General features: G+C 72.7%; 17 protein-coding genes and 1 tRNA gene. 5 read left to right on the top strand and 13 right to left on the bottom strand.

What is annotated here, in order from left to right; all coding sequences use genetic code 11:
* Window positions 1–44: 44 nt before the first annotated feature.
* From NOCA_RS06075 to NOCA_RS06035, 9 genes are all read right to left on the bottom strand, one after another.
* Complete coding sequence (locus NOCA_RS06075) at window positions 45–1,031, bottom strand: class E sortase (RefSeq protein WP_011754391.1); 987 nt, start codon at window positions 1,029–1,031, stop codon at window positions 45–47.
* A complete protein-coding gene (locus NOCA_RS06070; RefSeq protein WP_011754390.1) occupies window positions 1,028–3,583 on the bottom strand; it encodes a hypothetical protein in 2,556 nt (851 codons plus the stop codon). The genes NOCA_RS06075 and NOCA_RS06070 overlap by 4 nt, the downstream gene beginning before the upstream one ends.
* Entirely contained in the window at window positions 3,580–5,214 is a 1,635-nt protein-coding gene (locus NOCA_RS06065; RefSeq protein ID WP_011754389.1) for a phosphate ABC transporter substrate-binding protein PstS, read from the bottom strand. The genes NOCA_RS06070 and NOCA_RS06065 overlap by 4 nt, the downstream gene beginning before the upstream one ends.
* Window positions 5,211–6,401, bottom strand: coding sequence for a phosphate ABC transporter permease PstA (gene pstA / locus NOCA_RS06060; protein ID WP_011754388.1), 1,191 nt, complete (start codon window positions 6,399–6,401; stop codon window positions 5,211–5,213). Before pstA ends, NOCA_RS06065 begins: the two co-directional genes overlap by 4 nt.
* Entirely contained in the window at window positions 6,401–7,423 is a 1,023-nt protein-coding gene (gene pstC / locus NOCA_RS06055; protein WP_238383424.1) for a phosphate ABC transporter permease subunit PstC, read from the bottom strand. The genes pstA and pstC overlap by 1 nt, the downstream gene beginning before the upstream one ends.
* Before the next feature lie 262 nt (window positions 7,424–7,685).
* The gene (locus tag NOCA_RS06050) at window positions 7,686–8,078 is read right to left on the bottom strand and encodes a VOC family protein (protein WP_041546270.1); all 393 of its coding nucleotides are present in this window, start codon (window positions 8,076–8,078) and stop codon (window positions 7,686–7,688) included.
* Between the two features lie 56 nt (window positions 8,079–8,134).
* On the bottom strand, window positions 8,135–8,914 hold the full coding sequence (locus NOCA_RS06045; RefSeq protein WP_011754385.1) for a 3'(2'),5'-bisphosphate nucleotidase CysQ: 780 nt from the start codon (window positions 8,912–8,914) through the stop codon (window positions 8,135–8,137).
* A 31-nt stretch (window positions 8,915–8,945) separates the two neighbouring features.
* The gene (pth, locus tag NOCA_RS06040; RefSeq protein ID WP_041547155.1) at window positions 8,946–9,545 is read right to left on the bottom strand and encodes an aminoacyl-tRNA hydrolase; all 600 of its coding nucleotides are present in this window, start codon (window positions 9,543–9,545) and stop codon (window positions 8,946–8,948) included.
* 50 nt (window positions 9,546–9,595) lie between these two features.
* Window positions 9,596–10,267, bottom strand: a complete 672-nt coding sequence (locus NOCA_RS06035; RefSeq protein WP_011754383.1) for a 50S ribosomal protein L25/general stress protein Ctc — start codon at window positions 10,265–10,267, stop codon at window positions 9,596–9,598.
* 235 nt (window positions 10,268–10,502) lie between these two features.
* Here NOCA_RS06035 and pepN point away from each other — a divergent pair, with 235 nt between their 5' ends.
* The gene (gene pepN / locus NOCA_RS06030) at window positions 10,503–12,926 is read left to right on the top strand and encodes an aminopeptidase N (RefSeq protein ID WP_011754382.1); all 2,424 of its coding nucleotides are present in this window, start codon (window positions 10,503–10,505) and stop codon (window positions 12,924–12,926) included.
* Window positions 12,927–12,936: 10 nt separating this feature from the next.
* On the opposite strand, the gene NOCA_RS06025 is transcribed toward pepN, so the two are convergent.
* The 3 genes from NOCA_RS06025 to NOCA_RS06015 all read right to left on the bottom strand — a co-directional run bounded on the left by NOCA_RS06025 (window position 12,937) and on the right by NOCA_RS06015 (window position 15,501).
* The gene (locus tag NOCA_RS06025) at window positions 12,937–13,908 is read right to left on the bottom strand and encodes a ribose-phosphate diphosphokinase (protein WP_197687680.1); all 972 of its coding nucleotides are present in this window, start codon (window positions 13,906–13,908) and stop codon (window positions 12,937–12,939) included.
* A 46-nt stretch (window positions 13,909–13,954) separates the two neighbouring features.
* The gene (glmU, locus tag NOCA_RS06020) at window positions 13,955–15,421 is read right to left on the bottom strand and encodes a bifunctional UDP-N-acetylglucosamine diphosphorylase/glucosamine-1-phosphate N-acetyltransferase GlmU (RefSeq protein ID WP_083768073.1); all 1,467 of its coding nucleotides are present in this window, start codon (window positions 15,419–15,421) and stop codon (window positions 13,955–13,957) included.
* A gap of 1 nt (window position 15,422) precedes the next feature.
* A tRNA-Gln gene (locus tag NOCA_RS06015) sits at window positions 15,423–15,501 on the bottom strand.
* Window positions 15,502–15,605: 104 nt separating this feature from the next.
* Between NOCA_RS06015 and NOCA_RS06010 the strand changes: the two genes are divergently transcribed.
* From NOCA_RS06010 to NOCA_RS05995, 4 genes are read left to right on the top strand one after another with little or no spacing between them, the layout of a single operon-like run.
* Window positions 15,606–16,706: an ATP-dependent DNA ligase gene (locus NOCA_RS06010; protein WP_011754379.1), complete on the top strand. Its 1,101-nt coding sequence runs from the start codon at window positions 15,606–15,608 to the stop codon at window positions 16,704–16,706.
* Between the two features lie 33 nt (window positions 16,707–16,739).
* Entirely contained in the window at window positions 16,740–17,309 is a 570-nt protein-coding gene (locus tag NOCA_RS06005; protein WP_011754378.1) for a hypothetical protein, read from the top strand.
* Window positions 17,310–17,316: 7 nt separating this feature from the next.
* Window positions 17,317–18,198, top strand: coding sequence for a hypothetical protein (locus NOCA_RS27425; RefSeq protein ID WP_041546266.1), 882 nt, complete (start codon window positions 17,317–17,319; stop codon window positions 18,196–18,198).
* Between the two features lie 10 nt (window positions 18,199–18,208).
* Window positions 18,209–20,881, top strand: coding sequence for a stealth conserved region 3 domain-containing protein (locus tag NOCA_RS05995; protein WP_011754376.1), 2,673 nt, complete (start codon window positions 18,209–18,211; stop codon window positions 20,879–20,881).
* Here the strand turns inward: NOCA_RS05995 and NOCA_RS05990 are convergent.
* Window positions 20,871–21,851: a sulfotransferase family protein gene (locus NOCA_RS05990; RefSeq protein WP_011754375.1), complete on the bottom strand. Its 981-nt coding sequence runs from the start codon at window positions 21,849–21,851 to the stop codon at window positions 20,871–20,873. The two genes, NOCA_RS05995 and NOCA_RS05990, sit on opposite strands and share 11 nt — an antisense overlap.
* Window position 21,852: the final 1 nt, after the last annotated feature.

Below are 21,852 nucleotides of genomic sequence, written 5' to 3'. Positions count from 1 at the left end.
TTTCGGGTGTTCACTCCTGCACCGCCCCGAGGCGGCTGGTCGGGTCAGATCAAGTTGGGCAGCAGTCGCATCACCACATCCGTGGCGGCCCAGGACAGCGCGATCGCGAGCGGGCTTGCGACCACCCACACGAGCGCCGTCGACCATCGCTGACGAGCGGCGACGACCCCGAGGGTCAGCGCCAGGAGGAGGGCCAGGCACAGCGCGAGGAGCGGCAGTGCTCCGTCGTCGGCGGCCATCGCCTTCTCCGAATCGGGGACCGCGCCGGGTCGTCCGGGCGGTGCGGGGAACGCCTTGGTCGCATCGGCGTCGACGTACACGACGGACTCCGGCGTGATCGCCCCCAGGCGCCCGCTGCCCTCGGCGGTGACCAGCGTCAGGCGCGCCGAGCCGTCCGCGACCGGTTGCGGCAGGGGGTCGCCGGCGCGACGCACGCCGAGGACCGTGTACGTCGTCCGGCCCTGCGCCCCGGTGACCTCGACCTCGTCGCCGGCCCGCAGGTCGGGCAGGTCGGCGAAGGGGGCGCCGTACGTGGCGGCGCGGCCGTAGACCACCGAGGTGCCCACCTGGCCCGGCAGCACGGTGTCGCGCCGGTGGCCGGGGCCGTCGAGCAGGTCACCGGAGGCGGTGCCTTCGACGACCACCTGCTCGACGCCGATGCTCGGGATCGTCAGCAGCGCGACCGGGTCGCCCACCGGCACGACCGGGCCGAGCGGCGCGGTCGCCGCCGCCAGGTCGGCGCGGAGCTCGTCGTAGAGCAGGTCCTGGGCCCGGTTCTGGGAGATCGAGCCGAGGAACAACAGCTGCGCGGCCACCCACAGGCAGACGATCGCGATCATCGTGAACGCGGATGACAGCACCGACGACGCGGCGTCCGCGCCCGTCGGCGGGCCCACCGGGCGCGCGGGGCGCCGGGCCGTACGAGCCGGTCGCTCCGGCTGCTTCCGGCTCCCGCCCGGCCGCGACGCGGCTCCGGGCACCTTGAGCAGTGCCCGCCGCGGGCGCACCGGCTTCTCGAGGGTCATGGTCATCGCCGCCTCCGGACCACCGGTGCGGCCACTCGCAGCGCGGTCGCGGCCACGCAGCCGATCGCCCCGAGCAGGATCAGCAGCGGCAGCAGGCCGCCGGCCAGGTTGGACCCGACCGGCTCGGTGGCCGGCATCTCCACCGCGGTCGGCGGCACGGTGGGCGCCACGGAGGGAGCGGGCTCGGTGGCCGGCACGTCGTCACCCGGTACGGCGGGGGGTGCGACGACTTCCCCGCTGCCCGGACCGTCGGCGTCGGGCCCGTCGGTCGGCGGACTCGGCTTCGTGCGCTGCGCCTCGATCGCGTCCGCGGTCTCCTGCGCGGCGTCGAACAGCTTGGCGGTCACACCCGACTTCTGGATCGGCAGGTACCCGCCGGGCAGCTGGCCGTTGCCGCTGCCGGCCCGCTGGCCCTCCGTCGTGGCGACCCGGATGAACTGGGCGACCTTGGTGGCATCCTGCTCCGGGAGGTTCCGCAGCCGGGCGGCGGTGTAGACGACCATCGTGCCCGGGTAGGCCTGGCCGGACCTGTGCACGTCGCCCTGGTCGAGGACGAACGGGCGGTGCGCCCGGTCCCGATCCGCGAGCGCGACCGCGGCAGCGAGCGAGCGGTGGTCGGGGGCGACGTACGTCCCGGGCTTCGTCTCGAGGGCCGCGGAGCGCAGGCCGTACCGGTCGGCGTCGCCGAGGCTGACGATCCCGAGCATGAACCGGGAGCCGAAGGACTGGCGGTCGATCCGGCCGAGCTTGTACAGGCCGGTGCTGGTGTCGAAGTCGCACCGGGTCTGCACGTTCGGCCAGGCATCCAGCAGCGCCTCGGCGATCTTGCGCAGCGTCGTCACCGGTGCGGCGATCTGGTTGAAGTACACCCCCGGGTTCTTCTGGCGGCAGTCGCTCGACGTCTCGGGGACATAGGTGTCGAGCAACGGGATGTCCGCGCGCGGCATCTCGAGGTTCCGGTACTTCGGGTTGACGGCCATCCCCCACGGGTCCTTCTTGCCGTGGATGAACGCCATCGCGTCCTGGTCGTGGGCGATGTAGTCGGTCAGCTGCTCGATCACGTCGGAGGAGTTCGACAGCGAGAGGACCGTGGCCCCGGCCTCCTGGGTGATCTGGCTGAGGCCCGGGTTGAGCTTGATGAACTCCGGGTCGTTCATGATCGCCAGCGGGTTGCCCCCGATGCCCGGATGTCCGCGACCGAGGTCGGACCCGAGGTAGGACTGGGTCACCAGCTTGGCGAGCAGCCGGGCGTTGAGACGCAGGTCGGTGAGCTCGCCGGCGTTGTCGGGCCGGTCGATCTGATAGCCGATCGAGAAGCCGGTCACCGCCGTCGGCGCATAGCCGACCGGGTCGCTGCCGCGCTGCTGGTGCTCCGAGGACACCTCGGCCGCGGCGCCTCCGCCGTTCTCCATCAGGTTCCAGCCGGCCTCGTCGGACATCTGGTTGAGCTGGAACTTGAACCGCTGCTCGTCCAGGCAGTACGCCGGCGCCCACTGGAGCGCCGCCTGGGCGAGCAGCTCGGAGCCGTAGAAGCCGGTCGGCGGCCGCGGGTCGAGCACGTCGCAGGTGTCCGGCGGGAGGCCGAAGGTGATCGGGATCGAGAACCGGTTCCGCCAGTTCGAGGCCGACCACCACAAGGCGGGCGAGACGGCCTGGTCGACACCCTCGTTGGCGAAGTTGCTCGAGCCGGCCGGGAACCGGCCGCCCTTGCGGCAGGCCAGGTCGGAGCGGCTCATCGGGCTGCTGGGCTGGTCGCAGCTGAGCCCGGCGATCGGGATGACGACGACCGAGCAGGCCACCTCGTGGCTGCAGCCCAGCGACTCGTTCTCGACGTCACTGCGGACCTCGAACTGCACCGAGCCGGTGCCGTCGGTGTCGGTGAACGCCGCGAGCTCGGCGGGCGGGAACGCCGCGCCCACGGCCGCCTCGGGCGGCATGTGGCCGGCGTCGCAGGCGGCGAACGTCCGGCCCTTCGCGGTCACGAACGGGGTGAGCCGCGTGTAGTAGGGGTCGATGTCCGCGGTCGGGCACTCCTCGGCGGAGGGGAACGGGTCGAGGCCGGTGACCCGGCCCTTGTCCTCGGGGGTCGCCTCGAGGTCGTGGACCCACGACGCCTCGCCGTCGGACCGGGTGATCTGCGAGCGCTGGGCCACCGAGGCGGTCCAGCAGGTCGAGGGCGAGAGCCGCTGCTTCTGCGGCAGCGACGGGTCGTCCAACCCCCGGCACTGCATGATGACGACCGGGTACTCCTGGTTGAGCCCGTTCTCGCCGTACGGGTTGCTCGCGCGCCCGCCACTGGGCTGGGCGCCCTTCCAGCTGATCAGGATCCGCTGCCGGCCGCGCAGGTTCTTCGTCTCGTCCGCGGTGACGGTGACCGTGTGGCTCGGGAGCGAGTACGTCGATCCGTCCGGCTGGACGAACTGCCGGGTCAGCGTCTTGGTCGCGCTCCAGCCGCCCTCGGCCTTCCGCTGGTCGGGGCCGGCTGCGGGCACGGCGACCGCGCCGGCGGGCACGGCCAGCCCGGCGAGGAGCAGCACCAGGGCGAGCACCCGCCTCACGGCCGCCCCCCTGTCTTTCCGGTGGTCGAGCCCGTCGAGACCCGGCGGCGCCGCAGCGCGGCGACGTAGAAGCCCGGGAGCAGCACCAGCGCCAGCAGCTCCAGCACCGCCAGCCAGCCGAACGTGCGCTGGTCGACGGAGCGGCCGGCGACCAGCTCCGTGGGGTTCGCGAACACGGCCTCCCCCGTGGCGGCCGTGCCGCTCTCGCCGACCGCGAGGCCGGTCTCCGGGTCGATCGCCGTAGGGGCGTCACCGCCGCCGCCACCGCCCGCACCGGCAGCGTCACCGGTGCCGCCCGCGCCGGTCGCGGTCCCGTCACCCGAGCCCGCACCACCGTCGGTGCTGGGCTGGTTGGTGCCGGTGGCGGTGCCGCACGGCCCCTCGCCGACCTTGTCGCAGGCGGCCGGCTGCGGCGCCTTGTCGGCGAGCACGTTGTGGCTCAGGTTCTTGCCGTCGAACGTCGGGTTGTTGCACGACGTCACGTCGCGGGCGGTGAGGTCCACCCCCGAGTCAGCCGCCTTCAGCTTGGCCAGCTGCTGGAACCCGGCCTGGACGAGGTTCAGCGGGAGCGGCGAGTAGCCGTACGGCCCGGCCTTCGTCTGCCCGGCGCACAGCGAGTAGTACATGAAGTCCGCGAGCGTCTGCCGCTTCGCGGTCGTCATCCGGGGGTCGTCCTTGCCCGTCGGGATGATCATGTAGGAGTACGACGAGATCGGGTACGCCCGCGGGTCCGGGTTCGTGTAGACGCCGTCGAGGATCTGCGTGAGGTAGAGCTGGCTGCCCTTGTCCTGGTTGATCTTCGCCTTCGTCAGGGCGACCGCGGTGTTGTACTGCGTCGGCTCGACGAAGTAGCCCGCCCTGTTCAGCACCTTCACGACCGGGTAGTCGGCGTTGAGCGGGTAGGAGTACTCGACGTACCCGATGGTCCCGTTGCCGGCGAAGCCCTTGATCGTGTTCATCACCTGGTCGGAGCCGGCCTGGCTGATCATCCGGGTGCCGGACTTCTTCGGGTAGTACGACGTCAGCCCGGACTGGCCGAAGTAGGGCCGCCAGATGCTGGGGTACTCGTGGTCGAGCCAGGTGGTGAACTGGGCCGTCGTGCCCGAGCCGTCCGAGCGGACGACCGGGGTGATCGGCAGCGACGGGAACGCCCGGCCGTTGTTGTCCTTGGTGATCGCCGGGTCGTTCCAGTTCGTGATCTGGTTGGTGAAGATCTTCGCGATGGTCTCGCCGGAGAGTCGCAGGTTGCGCACCAGCTGGCCGCCGACCTCGAGCTGGTAGGTGAACGCCGTGCCGCCGGCGACGATCGGGAGGTAGGCGAACTCACGCCCGTTGCTGGTGTCGGCCTGGCCCTGCTCGTCGGTGCCCTGGTAGGGGATCTCGGAGATCGCGAAGTCGGTGCTGTCCTGGGCGAAGTCCTTGCGGCCCTTGGTCGAGCCGCCGCCGGTGTAGACGACCTTCATGCCGTTGGCGTCGACGTCGGCGATCCACTGCTGGACGATGAGCTCGGACCAGGTCGATCCGGTGCCCTCGATCTGCGCGTACACGGTCGCGCTCGCCGCCCCGGGCAGGGCGACGACGCAGCCGAGCGACGCCCCGATGGCCAGGAGGGTGCGGATCAGGCGGTTCACAGGGTCTCCTCGGTGGCGGGTGTCCGCAGTCGGACCGGGCGGCTCGTCGTACGTCGGCTCCTCGATCGCTTGGGTCGCGCGACCAGGCGGGCGCAGACGAACAGCACGAGCACGACCGCCATCAGCACCGTCGCGGCCGCGAACGCGCGGGCGATCGCGTTCGGCTCCCCCGAGCGGACCAGCGTGTAGACGTAGAGCGGCAGCGAGTTCATGACGCCGTCGGTCGGGTCGGTGACGAGGAAGGCAGCCGCACCCGAGGTCAGCAGCACCGGGCTGGTCTCCCCGACGCCGCGAGCGATGCCGAGGATGACGGCGGTCGCCAGACCCGGCCGCGCGGTCGGGAGCACGACGTGCCAGACCGTGCGCCAGCGGCTGGCGCCGAGCGCCAGCCCGGCCTCGCGCAGGCCGCTCGGCACCACCCGCAGCACGACGTCCGCCGCCCGGGCGATGATCGGCAGCATCATCACCGCGATCGCGAGTGCTGCCGCGAGACCGGAGCGCGGGTAGCCGAGCGCCACGATGAAGACGGTGTAGACGAACAGGCCGGCCACGATGGACGGCAGGGCGGTCATCGCCTCGACCACGGTGCGCACCACGCGGGCGAACCGGCCGCCGACCTCGGTCATGAACACCGCGGTACCGATGCCCAGGGGCAGGGTGATCGCGATGCCGATGCCGAGCTCGATCAGGGAGCCGGTCACCGCGTGCAGGATGCCGCCGTGGTCGAACGGGTCCTTGGGGCCGACCCCCGACATGTCCTCGACGAGGAAGTTCAGGTGGGTCAGCGGCTCGCGGCCGCGGATCACGACGAAGACGATCGCGCTGAGCAGCGCCGCGCCGACCAGCATCGCCCCGGCCGTGACGACCGCGCCGGCGACCCGGTCCCGGACCTCGACCAGGCCGCCGGACATCCCGGCCGTGACCGCCGTGACCAGCAGTCCCGCGGTGAACCAGGTGATGAGGAACCAGGGCATCCCGGCCAGCGGCAGCAGTCGCTGGGTGACCAGCCAGGCGATGGCGAGGCCGGCGGCCCAGGAGCCGATCCGCACGAACTTCTCGTCGACGGTGAGCCGGCCCAGGGCGGCGTGCGGCACCGGGGGCGGCGCGTCATCGTCGTACCGCGGCAGGGTGGTGTTGCCGACGGTGCCCCCCTCGAGCGGGCCGAGGGTCTGAGGTGCGAGTGTCATCAGGCGTCCGTCCCGGCGCCCGAGCGGCTTCGGTTGACGATCACGGCGGCGGCCGTGTTCACGGCGAGGGTTATCAGGAAGAGCACGAAGCCGGCGGCGAGGAGCGCCGAGAGCTGGCTCTTGCTGGCGTCACCGAAGCGGCCCGCGATCAGCGCGCTCACGGTGTTGCTGCCGACCTCGAGGATCCGGCCCTTGACCTCGAAGGCCGGGGAGATGATCAGCAGGACCGCGATGGTCTCCCCGAGCGCCCGGCCCAGGCCGAGCATGGTGCCGCCGATGATGCCGCCCCGGCCGAACGGCAGCACGACGGTGCGGACCATGCCCCACCTGGTGGCGCCGAGGGCGAGCGCGGCCTCCTTCTCCCCCTCCGGGGTCTGGGAGAAGACCTGCCGCATGACGGCGCACGACATCGGCAGCACCATCATCGCCACCGCGATGCCGGCGCAGAAGGCGCTGAAGCTGTAGCGGGAGATGTCCAGGACGGCGGCGTTCGGGTCGGCGTCGCGGACGTCGAAGATCGGGATCCAGCCGAGGTGGCGGTCCAGCCGGACCGAGAGCTCGGCGGCGCGGGGCATGATCAGGAAGAAGCCCCACAGGCCCCAGATGATCGAGGGCACGGCGGCCATCAGGTCGACCAGCGAGACCAGGGTGCTGCGGAGGCCCGCAGGGGCGTACTCGCTGATGTAGAGCGCGGTCAGCAGCGCGAGCGGGAACGCGATCACCATCGCGACCAGGGCGACCTCGAGGGTGCCGGTGAGCACCGCGGCGATGCCGAGCACGTCGGCCTCGGGCTGCCAGCTCGCCTGGGTGAAGAAGTCCCAGCCGTACCGGTTCAGCGTCGGGTAGGCCTGCCAGCCCAGGAACAGCCCGACCCCGCCGGTGATGACCAGCACGGTCGCACCGACCGCGCGGGCCGAGTGCACGAAGACCGCGTCGGCGCCCGTCGCCTTGCGGGAGATCTTGCGGGGGCCCACCTCGGTGGAGGTGCTGGCCGACCGGTTGGGCACGGGAAGGGTGGTCACGCTGGGCTTTCTGGCATCGGGCTCTCTGACGACGCGCTCGGTGGAGCGGCCGGTGGAAACGCCAGAAGTGTCGGGAGGCGACCGAAACGGATGGGCCTGCGGCGATGAACGACGAGCGAACAGCCCGGCGCCCTTTGCCCAACAGATCGGCCACTGAGGTTTCGCCTAGTCCGAACGGGTCATACTCGGCCCCCTTCCCGTGGCCCGTTCGGGCCAGGGGCGCCCGGGACAGGGCCGTTCAACTCTCGTTCGCCCGCGGTGGTCAGGTGGTCAGCTCGGCCTCGGAACGCAGCATGCAGAACTCGTTGCCCTCGGGGTCGGCGAGGACGACCCAGCCGGTGCCGGGGCCGTACTTCCCGCGCAGGTCGGCGACGAGGGCGGCGCCGTGGGCGAGCACGGTCTCGACCTCCTCGTCACGGGTCGCCGAGCGCGGTCGGAGGTCGAGGTGCAGGCGGTTCTTGACCGCCTTGTCGTCGGGGACCTCGATGAACAGCAGCCGGTGGCCGGTCTCGGGGTCGCGGATCATGCACTCCTCGTGCCCGGGCAGGTTCGGGTCGCCGTCGAGGTCGACGTACCCGAGCACCGGCTTCCACCACTCGGAGAGCTCGTAGGCGTTGCGGCAGTCGACGGTCGTATGTGCGACGAAGGCGGTCATGCCCTCACTGTCGGGCCCCGCACCGGTCCGGCTCAACCCGATTCGCCGGGCCGGCGTCACTCGTAGCCGTGCTCCTTGACGAACGCGACGATGCGCTCCGCGAGCTCGGGGCGGCACACGATCAGGTCCGGGAGGTAGACGTCCTCCTGGTTGTAGGCCAGCGGGGTGCCGTCGATGCGCGAGGTGAACAGCCCGGCCGCGCGGGCGACGGCGACCGGCGCGGCGGAGTCCCACTCGTACTGGCCGCCCGCGTGCACGTAGGCGTCGGTGATGTCGCGGGCCACGGAGATCACCTTGACCCCGGCCGAGCCCATCGCGACCAGGTCGGCACCGAGGTCCTCGGCGAGCGCGTGCACGAACGCCGGCGGCCGGCTCCGGGAGACCGCGATCCGCGGCCGCGCGGCGCTGCTCGGGGGTACGACGGGCGGCGCGCCCGTGTGGAACGTCTCGCCGAGGGCGGGCTGCGCCACGGCGCCGGCCACCAGGTCGCCGGCCGCCCACAGGGCGACGTGCACGGCCCAGTCGTCGCGCGGCACCTCGGAGAACTCGCGGGTGCCGTCGAGGGGGTCGACGATCCAGACCCGGTCGCTCGACAGCCGCACCTTGTCGTCCTTGCCCTCCTCGGAGAGGACGGCGTCGCCGGGCCGGTGCTCGGCGAGCAGCGCCATCAGCAGGTCGTGGGCCGCGCGGTCCCCGGCGTCCTTGAGCTCGCGCCCTTCCAGGCCCTCCTGACGGACCTCGAGGAGCCGCTCGCCGGCGACGGTGGCCAGCCAGGCGGCGAGTGAGTGGTCGTCGGTCTCGGCGGCGGCGGGCGGGGCGCCGGGGTCGAAGCTCATGCGGGGAACCCTATCGATCGGGCGTTGGCGATCAGGAGTTGAAGCGCTGCTGGGTGCGCTCGAGGCCCTCGGTGACCAGCGCCTCGACGGCGTCCGCGGCCCGGTCGACCTGGAACGGCAGCACCTTGCGCTCGGACGAGGAGTAGTTGGAGAGCACGAAGTCGGCCGGGTCCTGCCGGCCCGGTGGACGGCCGATGCCGACCCGGACCCGGTAGAAGTCGCCGGTGCCGAGCGAGCTGCGCATCGAGCGCAGCCCGTTGTGGCCGTTGTCGCCGCCGCCGAGCTTGACCCGCATCGTGTCGAACGCGATGTCGAGCTCGTCGTGCACGGCGATGATCCGCTCGGGCGGGACCTTGTAGAACCCCGCGAGCTGCTTCACCGGGCCGCCGGTCTCGTTCATGTAGCACCGGGCACGCATCAGCACGACCCGGGGGCCGGGCTGCCCGGGCACGCCCAGCCGCCCCTCGACGACCTCGGCCCGGCCGGACTTGTGCGCGCGGAACGGCGCGCCGAGCCGCGAGGCGAGCTCGTCGGCGACGAGGTAGCCCACGTTGTGACGGTGCCCGGCGTAGGTCGGGCCGGGATTGCCCAGCCCGACCACCAGCCACACGGGTGCAGCGGAGTCGGCCACGCGATCCCGGCCCTTCCCACGGACGTTCCGGCGGAACAGGTGACGGAGGGTCACTCCTCGGTCGCGGCCTCGGTGCTCTCGGTCTCCGCGGCGCCGACCTCGTCGACGTCCTTCTCGACCTCGTCGCGCTCGATGCCGGCCTCGGCCTCGGCCTCCTCCAGCTCGGCCTCGAGGGCCTCGGCGGACTGCTGCTGGGTGACGTTGACGATCAGGGTCTCGGGGTCGAGCAGGAGCGTGCTGCCCGAGGGGATGGTGAGGTCGGAGGCGTGGATCTGGGTGCCCGCCTCGGCGCCCTCGATGCTGACCTCGATGTGCTCGGGGATGTGCGTGGCCTCGGCCTCGAGCTGGATGGTCGCGGTCTCGGTGACGACGAGGGTCTCGCGCGCGGCGTCGCCGACGAGGTGCACCGGCACCTCGACGGTGACCTTCTCGCCCCGCTTGACCGCGACGAAGTCGATGTGCTCGAGGTGGCGCTTGATCGGGTCGATCTGGACCTGCTTGGTCAGCGCCAGCTGGGACTTGCCGTCGATGTCGAGCTCGAGCAGCGCGTTCGCGCCGCCGTGCTTGAGCGCCATCATCGTCTCGTGGCCCGGGAGGGTCAGGTGGACGGGGTCGTTGCCGTGGCCGTACACGACGGCCGGAACCTTGTCGGCGCGGCGGATCCGGCGGGCGGCGCCCTTGCCGAACTCGGTGCGGGCCTCGGCCTTGATCTTCTCGGACATGGTGAGCTCTTCTCCTCGGTGACGCTGGTCTCGGTGACGCTGGCTGTTGCTGCTGCTTCGTGGTCGCGGGGCCTCGGCACGGCGCTCGATGTGGGCGCAGATCGTGCGGGCGCATCCGGAGGGATCCAGCCGGCCCTGTCGATCACGGAGCGCCCGTCCGGGTGCTCCCTCGCCGAGGCAACCCGAGAAGTCTACGGCGGTGGCGCCCCAGGACGAAAACCGTAAGGTCGATCCCGTGGCCCTCACCCTCCGCGAGGCGCGCGAGCGCGCCGCCGCCGTCGCCGATGTCTCCTACGCGATCCACCTCGACCTCACCGATCCTGGGTCCGGGACCTTCGGCTGCCGCACCCGCGTCCGGTTCACTGCCTCCGCCGCCGAGACGTTCCTCGAGCTGACCCGGGCGAGCGACCTCGAGGTCACCGTGGACGGTGCGCCGACGGAACCGGCGTACGACGGCCGGCGACTGTGGCTGTCCGGTCTCGGGGGCCGACACGAGGTCGTGGTGGCGGCCCGGCTCCCCTACGTCACCGACGGCGACGGCATGCACCAGATGGTCGACCCGGCGGACGGCGAGACCTACGTCGGCGCCTACCTCGGCATGGACATCGCACAGAAGGTCTTCGCGTGCTTCGACCAGAACGACCTCAAGGCGTCGCTGACCCTCAGCGTGGCCGCCGATCCCGCGTGGACGGTGCTCGCGAACGGCCGGACGGTGAGTCCGTCCGCCGGCGCCGCCGTCGACGGCCATTGGGAGTTCGCGGCCACGCCGCCCGTCCCGCCGGCGCTGTTCGTGGTCGCGGCCGGCCCGTGGGCCTCCCGGCGCTGGGAGCACGCCGGCCTGCCGTTCGGCTGGCACGCCCGCGCCTCGCTCGCCGAGGAGCTGGACCGCGACCTGGCCGAGCTGCGGGCGATCACCGAAGGCTGCTTCGACCACTTCGCCGAGATCTTCGAGGAGCCCTACCCGTTCGACTCCTTCGACCAGGTCTTCGTCCCCGGCCTCAACTGGGGCGCCCAGGAGATGCCCGGCTGCGTGACCTACCGCGACGAGTACCTGCCGCGCGGCGCGGTGCCCGAGGAGCTGCAGCTGTTCCGGGCCGCCGTGATCGCCCACGAGATGTCGCACATGTGGTTCGGCGACCTGGTGACGATGACCTGGTGGGAGGACACCTGGCTGCAGGAGTCCTTCGCGGACTACATGGGCTACCGGGTCGCCGCCGACGGCGCCGGCTTCCCCGGTGCGCTGCTCGGCCACGAGGCCGTGCGCAAGCCGGCGGCGTACGACGCCGACCGGCGCCGCTCGACGCACCCGGTGGCCCCGGACGCCGAGGACGTGCCGGATGTCGACACGGCGGCCACGATCTTCGACTCGATCTCCTACGCCAAGGGCAACTCGGTGCTGCGACAGCTGGTCACCTGGCTGGGTGACGAGACCTTCCTGCGCGGGGTGAACACCTACCTGACCCGGCACCGGTTCGCGAACGCCACGCTCGACGACTTCGTCGCCGCCCTCGACGAGGCGTCCGACCGCGACGTGCGGGAGTGGGTGCGGCTGTGGCTGCGCAGCACCGGCTTCGACACGCTCCGGGTGGAGCACGTCGGCCCCGACGGCGCGGTCCCCGCGGTGCGTCGCCTCGGCGTCCGGCCGCACCGGATCCGGGTCACGGCGTACGACGACTCCTGGACCGAGGTCGGCAGCGAGCTCGTGGACGTCGGCGACGAGCCGGTGCTGCTGCCGAGGTTCGCGGGGCGGGTGGTGGTCCCGAACAGCCACGGCGAGACGTTCGCCCGGATCGTGCTGGACCGCCGGTCCCGGGACAAGCTGGCCGGCGGCCTGTGCCGCATCGACGACGACCTGGTCCGGGCGGTGCTCTGGACGATGCTGTTCGACGAGGTCCAGGCCCGGGCGCTGCCCGCCGCGGAGTACGTCGACCTGGTCCAGCAGCACCTGGCCGGAGAGCGCAGCGCCGTGCTGGTGAGCGCGGTGCTGGCCCGCACGCTCGACCGGGTGCTGCCGCTGCGCACGCCGGCGGCTGCGGCGGCGGGCGCCCACGACGCCATCGCGAGCGCCTGCGAGACGGGGCTGATGCACGCCGCGACCCCCGCCCTGGCGCTCGCCTTCGCGTCCGGGTTCGCGGCGACCACCCGCGAGGGGGCGACCCTGCGCGGCTGGCTCGAGGCCGGCACGGTGGGCGACCTGCCGCTGCCGCCGACGCTGCGGTGGCGTTCGGTGCGCCGCCTGGCCCAGACCGGCGCCGTCGACGCCGCGTTCATCGAGGAGGAGCGCCGGCGGGAGCCGGGGCTCGAGGCGGAGCACGGAACGGCCGCGGCGCTCGCGGCCCGGCCGACGGTGGCCGCCAAGGACGAGGCCTGGGCCGCGGCCGCCGACCCGACCGTGGACAACCGCCGGTTCGCAGCGCTGCTCGACGGGCTCTGGTCGACCGAGCAGGCCGAGCTGCTGGCGCCGTACGTCGACCGCTACCTGCACGAGGCACCCGACTGGGCTCGCCGCGGCCAGGCCTTCGCGCAGGTGGTCGGCCGGCACCGTCCCGCCCTCGCCCTGGACGCCGACCAGGTGGCCGGTCTCGACCGGGCGCTCGCCGGCGACCTGCCGACGGTGCTGCGCCGGCAGTGGGCGGACTGGCGCGACGACCTGCGATAGCGGTCGCCGGCTACTCGAACATCGAGGTGACGGAGCCGTCCTCGAAGACCTCGCGGATCGCGCGGGAGATCAGTGGCGCGATCGAGAGCGTGGTGAGCTTGTCGAACTCGCACTCGGGTGCGAGCGGCAGCGTGTTGGTGACCACGACCTCGACGGCCGAACAGTTCTTGAGCCGGTCCACGGCCGGGTCGGAGAGGATCGCGTGGGTCGCGGCGATGATCACGCCCGCGGCGCCGTCGGCCATCAGCGCCTCGGCCGCCTTCACGATGGTGCCACCGGTGTCGATCATGTCGTCGACCAGCACGCACATCCGCCCCGACACGTCGCCGACGACGCGGTTGGCGACGCTCTCGTTCGGCCGGTCGGTGCGCCGGGTCTTGTGGATGAACGCCAGCGGCGCGCCCCCGAGGCGCGCCGACCAGCGCTCGGCGACCTTGATCCGGCCGGCGTCCGGCGACACCACCGCGAGCGGCTGGGAACCGTACTTGTCCCGGACGTAGTCCGCGAGGATCGGCAGCGCCATCAGGTGGTCGACCGGGCCGTCGAAGAAGCCCTGGATCTGGTCGGCGTGCAGGTCGACCGTGATCAGCCGGTTGGCGCCGGCGGTCTTGAACAGGTCGGCCATCAGCCGCGCCGAGATCGGCTCGCGGCCCTTGTGCTTCTTGTCCTGGCGGGCGTAGCCGTAGAACGGCATCACCACGGTGATCCGCTTGGCCGAGGCGCGCTTGAGCGCGTCGACCATGATCAGGTGCTCCATGATCCACTCGTTGACCGGAGCGGTGTGGCTCTGCAGCACGAACGCGTCACAGCCGCGCACGGACTCCTCGTAGCGCACGTAGATCTCGGAGTTCGCGAACTCGTACGCCGACTGGGGCACCAGCGGGGTGCCCAGCAGGGTCGCGACCTCCTCCGCGAGCACAGGGTGGGCCCGGCCACTGAAGACCATGAGGTTCTTCTCGGTGGTCCTCTTCATACCGGTCACGGTGCGCTGCTCCTCGGTCGTGGAAGGGGTCGCCGGAGGGGGCTGGTCAGGATTCTGCCACGTCCTGTTCACCGTCCCGACCCGTGCCCAGCGCGTCCGCGGCAGCCTGCGCCTGCGCGGTACCGGCGCGCTTGGCCAGGGTCCAGCCCTCGAGGTTGCGCTGCGGACCGCCGGAGACGGCGAGCGCTCCGGGCGGGACGTCGCGGCGTACGACGGTGCCGGCACCGGTGGCCGCGCCGTCGCCGATCTCGACCGGAGCGACGAAGGTGTTGTTGGAGGCGGTGCGGGTGTGCCGGCCGATCTTGGTGTGGTGCTTCGCGACGCCGTCGTAGTTGGCGAAGATCGTTCCGGCGCCGATGTTGGAGCCCTCGCCGATCTCGGCGTCGCCGACGTAGGACAGGTGCGGCACCTTCGCGCCGTCGCCGATCGTGGCGTTCTTGGTCTCCACGAACGCCCCGATCTTGCCGCCCGCGCCGAGGTTGGTGCCCGGGCGCAGGTAGGAGAACGGGCCCACGGTGGCCTCGCCGCCGATCACGGCGAGCTCCCCGTGGGTGCGCACGACCCGGGCGCCGGCCCCGACCTCGCAGTCCTTGAGTGTCGTGTCCGGGCCGATCACGGCGTCCTCGCCGATGACCGTGGCACCCAGCAGCTGGGTGCCCGGGAGGATGGTCACGTCGGGCGCGAGGGTGACGTCCGCGTCGATCCAGGTGGTCGCGGGGTCCATGACCGTGACGCCCTCGTGCATCCACCGGGTCACGATCCGCCGGTTCAGCTCGGCGCCCATCCGGGCGAGCTGGGCCCGGTCGTTGACCCCCTCGGTCTGCCGGACGTCCTCGATCGTGTGCGCGCCGACGGTGAGGCCGTCCTCGCGGGCGATGCCGATCAGGTCGGTCAGGTAGTACTCGCCCTTGGCGTTGTCGTTGCCGAGCCGGGACAGGGCGCCGAGCAGGAACTCCGCGTCGAAGGCCAGGATCCCGGAGTTGATCTCGCACACCTCCCGCTGCGCGGGGGTCGCGTCCTTCTCCTCGACGATCGCCTCGACGTCGCCCTCGTCGTTGCGCAGCACCCGGCCGTAGCCGAACGGGTTGTCGACCACGCCGCTCAACACGCTCACGGCCCGCTGCGCGGCCTCGTGCTCGGCCGCGAACGCGCGCAGCGAGCGGCCCTCCAGCAGCGGGGTGTCGCCGTACGCCACCACGACGGTGCCGGAGACCTCACCGATCGCCGCCATCGCCACCCGGACGGCGTGCCCGGTCCCGAGCTGCTCCTCCTGGACCGCCAGCACCACGTCCGGGTCGAGGGAGCGGATGTGCTCGGAGACCTGCTCGCGCTGGTGGCCGACGACCGCGACGATGCGGTCCGGCTCCATCGCCCGCGCCGCGGTCAGCACGTGGCCGATCATGGTGCGCCCCGCGATCGGGTGCAGCACCTTCATCGTCTTGGACTTCATGCGGGTGCCGCCGCCGGCGGCCAGCACGACGACCGTCAACCCTGTCGACTGTTGTGCGCTCACGCTCCCCGGGTAGGAGTCGAACCTACGTCGCTAGTCCTGATTCAAAGTCAGGCGGGCCCTGCCGGCAGACCAACCGGGGATAGTCGGCCCAAGGTTACGGGTCGTGTGCCTGAGGACGCGCCATGGCGCGTCCTCAGGCACACGACCCACCTCCGAGAGCAGCCGGCGCGGTTAGCCTCGGGGGATGCAGCTGCCGGTGATGCCGCCCGTCCAGCCGATGCTCGCGAAGTCGGTCAAGGGGATCCCCGACCCCGAGAAGCACGGGGGCCTGAGCTTCGAGCCGAAGTGGGACGGGTTCCGGTGCCTCGTGTTCAAGGACGGCGACGAGGTGGAGCTGGCCAGCCGCAACACCAAGCCGCTGACCCGCTACTTCCCCGAGGTCGTCGCCGCGATGCGCGAGCAGCTGCCGCACCGCTGCGTGCTGGACGGCGAGCTCTTCGTCGCGCTCCCGAACGACGCGGGGGTGGAGCGCCTGGAGTTCGAGGTGCTCCAGGAGCGGATCCACCCGGCCCGGTCCCGCATCGAGCTGCTGGCCGAGAAGACGCCGGCCTCGTACGTCGCGTTCGACCTGCTCGCGCTCGACGACGAGTCGTACGCCGAGCGGCCGTTCGCGGAGCGTCGCGCCGCCCTCGAGCGGGCGCTGGGCGACCTCGACGGGCCCTGCTTCCTCACCCGCACCACCACGGATCCGGCGCAGGCCGAGGAGTGGTTCCACCAGTTCGAGGGCGCCGGCCTCGACGGCGTGGTCGCCAAGCCCCTGGGGGCGGCGTACCAGCAGAACGCCCGCACCATGCTCAAGATCAAGCACGAGCGCACCGCCGACGTGGTCGTCGCCGGCTACCGCGAGCACAAGACCAGCACCCCCGACAGGCCGTTGCTCGGCAGCCTGCTGCTCGGGCTGTACGCCGACGGCCAGCTCCAGCACGTCGGTGTGAGCGCCAGCTTCACCGCCGCCCGTCGCGCCGAGCTGATCGAGGAGCTGCAGCCGCTCGTCGTGCCGATCGCGGACCACCCCTGGGGCGAGTGGGCCGACTGGGCGATCGCCAACCCGGACCGGGTGCCGGGCACCCAGAGCCGGTGGAGCCAGGGCAAGGACCTCTCGTTCACCCCGCTGCGCCCCGAGCGGGTGCTGGAGGTCGCCTACGACCACATGGAGGGACGCCGGTTCCGCCACACCGCCCAGTTCCGGCGCTGGCGGCCCGACCGCGACCCGGAGTCGTGCGGGTACGACCAACTGGAGGAGCCGGTGGGCTACGACCTCGCTAGGATCCTGAACGTCGACTGATCCGACTCACCCGGCCGGCCGAGGAGGCACCACATGTCCGAGAACCCGTCCGAGAGCTCCTCAGGGGACTACGACGTCGTGCTCCTGGTCGAGCAGGCCCTGACCGCCCAGGACGCCGCCCAGGTGCACTCGCTGCACGAGGACCTGGGCGAGCCGGTGACCTACCACGTGCTGCTGCCGCTCGAGGACGCCGCGGCCCGCATCGAGTCCGCGATGGGCTCCCTGACGGCCGGCGACATGCTCGCCTCCCCGACCATGCCGATGGGCGAGGTCGACCTGGAGGCGGTGCGCAAGGACTGCGAGGAGCGCTCGACCGCCGAGCTCGAGTCCACCCTCCAGGCGCTGCGCGCCAGCGGGGCGACCGCGCTGGGCGAGATCGTCACCGACCCGCCCATCGACGCGCTGGCCGCCAAGGTCGCCGCGGTCGACGGCCGCGAGGCCATCATCTTGACCCGGCCGCACGTGGTCGCGGAGTTCTTCCACCTCGACTGGACGTCGAAGGCCCGGCGCCGCCTCGGCGTCCCGATCCTGCACCTCCTCGAGCACGAGAACTTCGACGAGCAGGCCGAGGGGTACGGCGACGAGGGCGTCACGGGGCTCTGACGACCGCGTGAAGCTGACCTCCCGGCTCCGGCGCGCCGCCGACGAGGCGCCGACGGACGCGCCGCCACCACCGCCCGGCCCGCCGCGGGGCGCCCCCGTGGCGGCGTACGCCGGCATCCTCGACGGCCAGACCCTGTGGCTCGCGCTCGAGGCGGTCCCGGGCACTCTCGCGCTGCGCGACCCCGCCGGCGAGGTGCACCCGCTGTCCAGCGACCTCCCCGAGCACGACCCGGCCTACCGCGACGTCCGCGCCGACCTGCTCCGACTGCCGGGCGACGACGAGACGGCGTACGACGTGGTGCTGGTGCCGGCCGGGGGGCGTGCGCCGCGCCCGGTCTGGATCGCGCCGTTCCCCGCCGGCCCGACCCGCGTGCCGCCCTCCCCCGACGGACGCTGGCAGCTCGGCCTGGGCCGCACCGACGAGGGCATGCTGCGGGTCCGCCGGTCCCGCCCGGTCGCCGGCCTCGACGTGCTGGACCTGGCCGTGGTCGAGGACGGCATCCGGATCACGTTCGCCGGCCGGGCCGTCGGCGACGAGGGCACCGCCGGCGAGGGCGTCGCCGACGAGGGCGTCGCCGACGACGCGGAGCTGCGGCTGGTCGAGGACGACACCGTCCTCGCGGCCTACCCGCTGGGCCGCGACGGTGATCGGCGGGTCGCGGTGCTCACCGAGGCGGCGCTGCCGGAGGGCACCGGACAGCTCGCCCGGCTGCTCGTCGGCGACCTCCCGCTGCGCCGGCGCGCGAACGACCTGGTCAACCCCAACCAGGCCGTGCTGCTGCCGGTGCTGTTCGGCGACGAGCCCGACCTGGCCCGGCTGCGGCTGCGCTGGTCCCCCGAGGCACAACTGGTCGCCCGGGTCGTCGACCGCAACGAGGGCGAGGAGTAGTGGACGCCAGATGAGGATCGCCTACGTCGTCTTCAACCTCGACGGGATGGGCGGCACCTCCCGCTCCGCCATCACCCAGGCGAACGCCCTGGCCGGCGACCACGACGTGCGGCTGGTGAGCATCACCCGCAGCGCGGACCGGCCGCACTACGCCATCGACCCGCGGATCACCGTCGACTACCTCGCGGACGTGCGCGAGGAGGTGCTGGCCGAGGACGACGCGGCGCGCGCGTTGAGCGAGCGCGAGTCGGTGCTGGTGCCGCCGCGCTGGGACAGCCAGTTCTCCGCGCTCACCGACGTCGCGATGAGCGCGGCCCTGCCCGGCCTGGACGCGGATGTGGTCGTCACGGTGACACCGGCGCTGCTGGCCGCGGTGACCCAGCTGGTGCCGGACCGCGCGGTCCTCGTCCACCAGGAGCACCGCTCCTCCTCCGACCGCACCTCCGGCCTGGAGCCGCTGCTCGCGTTCGCGCCCCGCGCGGACGTGGTCGCGATGCTCACCGAGTCCACGGCCGACTGGCTTCGCGACCAGCTCGGCGACCTCACGCCCGAGGTCGTCGTCATGCCCAACCCGCTGCCGCTCGGCTTCACCCCGCGCTCCCGGCTCGACGGGCGCCTGATCGTCTCCGCCGGCCGGCTGGCCGTCGAGAAGCAGTTCACCAAGCTGGCGCTGGCCTTCGGGGAGATCGCCGACCAGCTGCCCGGCTGGCGGCTGCGGATCTTCGGCGACGGCGCGCAGCGCAACGAGCTGCGCCGCCAGGCCCGCAAGCTCGGGCTCTACGACCGGCTGGAGCTGCCCGGCAGCACCACGGACATGGCCGGTGAGTGGGCCAAGGCGAGCATCGCCGCCCTCACCTCGAGGGCCGAGGGCTTCCCGCTGGTGCTCCAGGAGGCGATGGCCGCCGGCGTCCCGGTCGCCAGCTTCGACTGCCCGTCCGGGCCCCGCGAGATCGTCGAGCACGACGTCAACGGCCTGCTCGTCGCGCCCGACTCGGTCGCCGGCATGGCGAGCGCGCTGCTGCGCCTGGCGACCGACGACGAGCTGCGCGCGCGGCTCGGCGCCGGCGCCCTGCACTCCTCACGGCAGTACGACGCCCGTGCGCTGGCCGAGCAGTGGGTCGGGATCTTCGCCGACGCCCGGGCCCGGCGCGGCACGCTCGGTCGGGTGGCGGCGCGGGTCGGGGCGCCCCGGCACCGGTCGGTCGGTCCGGGGCCGACGGCCGACATCACCGGCATCACCCCGGCGCAGGCGCGCCACGCGGCGCTCGCCGCGGCGGTCGCCGCCGCGCGCTCGGCCACCGAGGAGTGGCTGGTGATCCCCGAGCACGAGTCGGCGGCGCCGGCGGTCGTGGTGCCGATGACCGCCCGCGACGCGGTCCTCGCCGCGCTCGCCGAGGCCGAGCCGCCGGCGTACCTCTGCCTGCGCGAGCCCGCGGCCCAGGGCTGGCCCGAACGGCGCGGACCGGTGGGCGCGATGGCCACCGAGCTGCGCCGCGGCCGCACCGGGTCGGTGTTCCTCGAGCCGTGGCCCGAGGACGGCGAGCACGCCAGCGTGCTGGGCCAGGGGTGCGGGGTCGGGCTGGAGTTCTGGGAGACCAGCGTCGAGGACGAGCTGGTCGCGGCGCGGCCGAACCGCTACACCCGCCGGATCCCCCGCGGCACCCCCACGGTGGACACCGAGATCGGCGGCGTCGCCGTACGCACGCTGCCGCTGATGACCGAGCGCACCGTCAACGAGTGCGGCTTCCCGATCGACGTCGTCTACACGTGGGTCGACGGCAACGACCCGGTGTGGAACGCCGCGCGCGAGGACCGGCTGGCGCGGCTCAGCGGCACCGCCCTGACCCGCGAGTCCAGCGGCCGCGCGCGGTTCGTCTCGCGCGACGAGCTGCGCTACTCGATGCGCAGCGTGCACCTGTTCGCACCGTGGGTGCGCCGCATCCACCTCGTCACCGCCGGCCAGGTGCCGGACTGGCTGGACACCTCGCACCCGTCGATCCGGGTCGTCGACCACGCCGAGATCCTCCCGGCCGGGGCGCTGCCGACGTTCAACTCGCACGCGATCGAGACCGGGCTGCACCACGTGCCCGACCTGACCGAGCACTTCGTCTACCTCAACGACGACGTCTTCCTCGGCCGGCCGGTGCGGCCCGAGATCTTCTTCAGCCCGGCCGGGCTGTTCGCGGCCTTCATGTCGCCCACGCAGGTCGGGCTGGAGGACGTGCCCGGCGCCGCGCCGTTCCTGAAGGCGGCCTGGAACAACCGGCACCTGCTGCAGGAGGCGTTCGGCGTCGTCACCACCAACAACCTCGCGCACACGCCGCACCCGCACCGCCGCTCGGTGCTCGACGAGGTCGAGCAGCGGTTCGCCGACGCGGTCGCGGGGACCGCGGCGGCGCCGTTCCGCTCCGACACCGACGTCTCGATGCTCAGCTCGCTGGCGCAGCACTACGGCCTGGCGACGGGCACGGCCTACCTCGGCGAGGCGGCCTTCGAGTTCGTCAACCTCAGCAACAGCGACCTGCTCCGCCAGCTCAACCAGCTGAGGGCGCGCCAGCAGGACTTCTTCTGCCTCGGCGACCACCACGACTACGCGATGGTGGCCGCCCGCCTGGACCAGGAGCTCGCGGCGTTCTTCTCGTCGTACTTCCCGGTCGCGGCGCCGTGGGAGGTCAAGCCTTGAGCCGCTCCTCGAGCCGCGCGATCCGCTTGTCCCGGTTCGCCAGCTTGCGGTTGAGGTTGCGTCGGACCCGGCCGACCTGGGCGGTGGTCTCGTCGAGGGCGAGGGCGGCCGCGAACTCGTAGAGCTCGACGTACGCCGTCCGCTGCGCCTCGAGCTCGGCGACGGCGGCGGCGTCGTGGGGGCTGGCGACCAGCGTGTTCATCGCCGCCCAGGTGCGCTCGGCCAGGTCGCGCAGCTGCGGCGCGACCTCCAGGTCGTCCCACGTCACCTGCGAGCGGTTCAGCCGCCGGTCGACGAAGTCGTCGACCGGGTGCGGCGCGGCCAGGTCGCCGTCGTAGGTGATCGCCAGCTGCTCCCCCGCCCGGGTCATCGCCGCGCGCCAGTCGCCGACCAGGTCGGCGTACGGGACGAAGGCGCGGCGGTGCCCGCGGGTCGCGCGCTCGGTCTCGAACGCGGCGTTGACCCAGGCGGCGACGTTCGTGGTCTCGCGCTGGCGGCGGAAGGTCGGTGTCTGCTCGGTGAGGTACGCCGTGTCGCGGCTGCGCACCACCTCGGTGGGGTGCCGCAGCATCGTGAGCGTGGTGACCTCGGCGCCCAGGTCCCCGGCGACCCGCAGCCACAGGCCGTGCACCCAGAACTCCCGGGGATCCTTGATCACGACCTGCGGGTGGTCGAGCTGGCCGGCCAGCCAGTCGTGCAGCCGCTGCTCGACCTCGGGGGTCACCGCCTCCGCGGCCCGCTCGGTCGCGCTCGGGCGGGAGTCGATGGTGCGCACCGGGATCGGGTTGAGCAGCTCCTTGTGGAACTCGGTCACCCAGAGCGGCTCGTAGTAGCCGCGCGGGTTGGACTCGTCGGCCGGCACCTCCGGCTGCGGGACGTGCAGGCCCAGGCGCTTGAGGGTGCCGGCGACACTGCTGGTGCCACTGCGCCCGGAGCCGGTCACGATCACGAGCTTCGCGTTGGTGGGCACC

It is taken from the genome of Nocardioides sp. JS614 (assembly GCF_000015265.1).
In the GTDB taxonomy this organism is placed as follows: domain Bacteria; phylum Actinomycetota; class Actinomycetes; order Propionibacteriales; family Nocardioidaceae; genus Nocardioides.
Note: the sequence above shows the minus strand (reverse complement) of the source record. Positions and strands in the feature narration are given on the sequence as shown.

What these genes read in the sequence shown, in the direction of transcription:
- NOCA_RS06010 (WP_011754379.1), top strand. Translation starts at nt 15,606, where the DNA reads ATGCAGCTGCCGGTGATGCCGCCCGTCCAGCCGATGCTCGCGAAGTCG.
- NOCA_RS06045 (WP_011754385.1), bottom strand. Translation starts at nt 8,914, where the DNA reads ATGAGCTTCGACCCCGGCGCCCCGCCCGCCGCCGCCGAGACCGACGAC.
- pstA (WP_011754388.1), bottom strand. Translation starts at nt 6,401, where the DNA reads ATGACACTCGCACCTCAGACCCTCGGCCCGCTCGAGGGGGGCACCGTC.
- NOCA_RS06035 (WP_011754383.1), bottom strand. Translation starts at nt 10,267, where the DNA reads ATGTCCGAGAAGATCAAGGCCGAGGCCCGCACCGAGTTCGGCAAGGGC.
- NOCA_RS06005 (WP_011754378.1), top strand. Translation starts at nt 16,740, where the DNA reads ATGTCCGAGAACCCGTCCGAGAGCTCCTCAGGGGACTACGACGTCGTG.
- NOCA_RS06075 (WP_011754391.1), bottom strand. Translation starts at nt 1,031, where the DNA reads ATGACCATGACCCTCGAGAAGCCGGTGCGCCCGCGGCGGGCACTGCTC.
- NOCA_RS05995 (WP_011754376.1), top strand. Translation starts at nt 18,209, where the DNA reads ATGAGGATCGCCTACGTCGTCTTCAACCTCGACGGGATGGGCGGCACC.
- NOCA_RS06050 (WP_041546270.1), bottom strand. Translation starts at nt 8,078, where the DNA reads ATGACCGCCTTCGTCGCACATACGACCGTCGACTGCCGCAACGCCTAC.